Consider the following 2,920-nt stretch of genomic DNA (forward strand, 5'->3'; position numbering starts at 1 on the left):
GTTCCGCGCCGACCGTCCGTGAGCGAGCGCGGAGGCGGGGAGGGGAGGGGCCAGGCCGGACGCGTGTAACCGCCGTCCACAGGCCCGATTTGACCCCGGCCGGACCAGGTCGTATCTTCTTTATGCTTATGCCGACGATCTGCCTGCGCCCGTGTTCGCACGGAGGCGCGGCCACGGCTCATGCACCCGTAGGCCCCGCATATCCTGGGGGTCTGTCGTAGTACTTATCCTGACACGCCCCTGGAGCCAGTAGTGAGCAAGCGTACGTACCAGCCGAACAACCGGCGTCGCGCGAAGGTCCACGGCTTCCGGCTGCGCATGCGTACGCGCGCCGGTCGCGCCATCATCGCCTCGCGCCGTCGCAAGGGGCGCGCGGCGCTGACCGTGAGCCACTAGGCCACGCCCAGCACCAAGCCCTTCGGGACCGTCCGGCCTTCTCGCCGGCCGGTCCCTTTGTCGTGGGAGAAGTACCGAAGCACGAAGGAAGCCGATGCTCTCGCCGAGGAACCGGATGCGCCACAGCGCCGAGTTCGGCTCCGTCATGCGTTCGGGACGGCGCGCGTCCAGGGACTGCCTGGGCGTCGTCTACCTCCCCCCGCCCTCCGGTGTCGCGGACGCCGACCCCCCGCGGGTCGGGTTCGTGGTCAGCAAGGCGGTCGGGGGAGCGGTGGTGCGCAAGCGCGTACAGCGCAGACTGCGCCACCTGATGCGGTCTCGGTTGGCTGTTCTGCCAAACGGTAGCCTGCTTGTAGTGCGCGCCCGACCCGCCGCCGCCACCGCGCGGCACGAGGACCTGGCCGCCCAACTCGACAGCGCGATCGCCGCGGCGACGCGCCCCCGCGGGACGTCGTCGCGCCGCCGGTCCGGCCGGGGCCGGCCTCGGCCCCCGGTGGCCGATCCCGCGGTGCGCGAGACAGCAGGGAACCGACGCCCGGACGAGGGCGGAGAGCGGTGGGGCCGATGACCGAGCACAGACCGACGGTGTTCGCGCGCGTGTTGATCCTGCCCATCCGGGGTTACCAGCGCTTCATCAGCCCGCTCTTCCCCCCGGTCTGCCGTTTCTACCCCTCGTGCAGCGCGTACGCCGTCGAGGCGCTGCGCGTGCACGGAGCTCTGTACGGGTTGTGGCTGGGAGCCCGGCGTATCGCCCGTTGCCACCCCTTCAATCCGGGGGGGCTTGATCCGGTTCCGCCGCCCAGGGGGCGCCGGAACGGGGAGTCCGAGGAGTCTGCGGGCGGAGCCGGCCACACCGGAACCCCTCCCGGGGACCAGTAGCTGAAGCGAATCACATAGGAGTTGGCCGGTGCTGGACTGGCTTTACAACATCGTCGGCTGGATCTTGGTCCAGATCCACTCGGGTCTGACCTACATCGGCCTCGACACGGACAGCGGCTGGGCCTGGGGCCTGTCGATCGTCCTGCTCACCGTGCTCATGCGGCTCCTGCTGGTGCCGCTGTTCGTCAAGCAGATGAACACGCAGCGCAAGATGCAGGACATCCAGCCCAAGATCCTGAAGCTCCGCGAGCGCTACAAGCACGACAAGGAGCGCTTGCAGCGGGAGTCCATGAAGCTCTACCAGGAGAGCGGTACCAACCCGATCATGGGTTGCCTGCCGCTCCTCCTGCAGATGCCGGTCTTCTTCGCGCTCTTCAGCGTGCTGCGCAGCGTCGCCGAGGGCAACGCCCAGTACAACTTCACCCCGGAGCTGGTGGAGAGCGCGCGTGCGGCGCTCATCTTCGAGGCGCCCGTCGCGGCCCAGTTCAACAGCACTCCCGAGGAGCTCCTCGCGCTCGGCGCGTCCGACCCGATCATGGCCAAGGTCATCATCGCGATCGCCTGCGTGATCATGGGTACGACGACGTTCCTCACCATGCGCCAGAGCATGAAGCGCAGCGTCTCCCAGATGCCCGACAACCCCATGATGCAGACCCAGAAGATCATGATGTACATGGCGCCCCTGTTCGGGCTCTTCGGTCTCATGATGCCCGTGGGTGTGCTGGTCTACTGGGTCACCTCCAACGTCTGGACCATGGGGCAGCAGCACTTCCTCTACAGCAGGCAGCCGGCCCCCGGCCAGGACGAGGCCAAGGCCAAGAGCGGTGCCTCCGCCAACGGTTCCGCCAAGGGCATGCTCAGCCGAAAGAAGGCGGCGGAATCCGCTCCTGAGCCGAAGGAACAGCCTAAGATCGAACGCAAGCAGCCGAGGAAGCAGCCGCGTTCCAAGCGGGCCGGTGGTGGTCCGCGCTAGGTTCTGCGGCTCCCGGCCGAGAAGGCGTTCGAGTGCGCAGGCGACACTGCCCCTGAGGCGTACGGCGGCCAGGGCGTGAGGGATGAGGAGACGGGATCGCTGTGGCAAGTAGCGAGGAAGAGAGCGGTGGCGTAGCGGTGGCTGAGGCGCCTGAGGCCGGAATCGATGTCGAGGCCCTGGAGAACGAGGGCGACATCGCCGCGGACTACATCGAGGGACTCCTCGACATCGCGGACTTCGACGGCGACATCGACATGGACGTCGAGGGCGACCGCGCGATGGTCTCCGTCGTCGGTGCCACCCTCGACGAGTTGATCGGGGAGAAGGGCGAGGTCCTGGAGGCCCTCCAGGAGCTCACCCGGCTGGCGGTGCACCGGGCCACCGGTGAGCGCAGCCGCCTGATGCTGGACATCGGCGGGTACCGCGAGGACCGCCGCAAGGTGCTCTTCCAGGTCGGGACGGACGCCGCCAACAAGGCCAAGGAGACCGGCCAGACCCAGCCCCTGGAGCCGATGACCCCGTTCGAGCGCAAGGTCGTGCACGACGCGGTGGCCGCCGCCGGTCTGCACAGCGAGTCGGAGGGGGAGGAGCCCCACCGCTACGTGGTGGTGCGGCCCGCCCCCTAGGCGCGGACACCCCGGAGGGGGTGGCGATGTTTCACGTGAAACATCG

General features: G+C 68.6%; 5 protein-coding genes. All 5 read left to right on the forward strand.

Going from position 1 to position 2,920, the window contains the following annotated elements:
* Positions 1–252 precede the first annotated feature (252 nt).
* Positions 253–396, forward strand: coding sequence for a 50S ribosomal protein L34 (rpmH, locus tag DQW06_RS26835; protein WP_013155858.1), 144 nt, complete (start codon positions 253–255; stop codon positions 394–396).
* A gap of 94 nt (positions 397–490) precedes the next feature.
* The gene (gene rnpA / locus DQW06_RS26840) at positions 491–964 is read left to right on the forward strand and encodes a ribonuclease P protein component (RefSeq protein ID WP_019609533.1); all 474 of its coding nucleotides are present in this window, start codon (positions 491–493) and stop codon (positions 962–964) included.
* Complete coding sequence (gene yidD, locus DQW06_RS26845) at positions 961–1,275, forward strand: membrane protein insertion efficiency factor YidD (RefSeq protein WP_026338384.1); 315 nt, start codon at positions 961–963, stop codon at positions 1,273–1,275. The genes rnpA and yidD overlap by 4 nt, the downstream gene beginning before the upstream one ends.
* Before the next feature lie 28 nt (positions 1,276–1,303).
* Positions 1,304–2,248: a membrane protein insertase YidC gene (gene yidC, locus DQW06_RS26850; protein ID WP_013155855.1), complete on the forward strand. Its 945-nt coding sequence runs from the start codon at positions 1,304–1,306 to the stop codon at positions 2,246–2,248.
* Positions 2,249–2,385: 137 nt separating this feature from the next.
* Positions 2,386–2,874 (forward strand): R3H domain-containing nucleic acid-binding protein, encoded by a 489-nt coding sequence (locus DQW06_RS26855; RefSeq protein ID WP_013155854.1) that lies wholly within the window; start codon positions 2,386–2,388, stop codon positions 2,872–2,874.
* Positions 2,875–2,920: the final 46 nt, after the last annotated feature.

It is taken from the genome of Nocardiopsis sp. TNDT3, from assembly GCF_003427465.1.
GTDB classification, from domain to species: domain Bacteria; phylum Actinomycetota; class Actinomycetes; order Streptosporangiales; family Streptosporangiaceae; genus Nocardiopsis; species Nocardiopsis dassonvillei.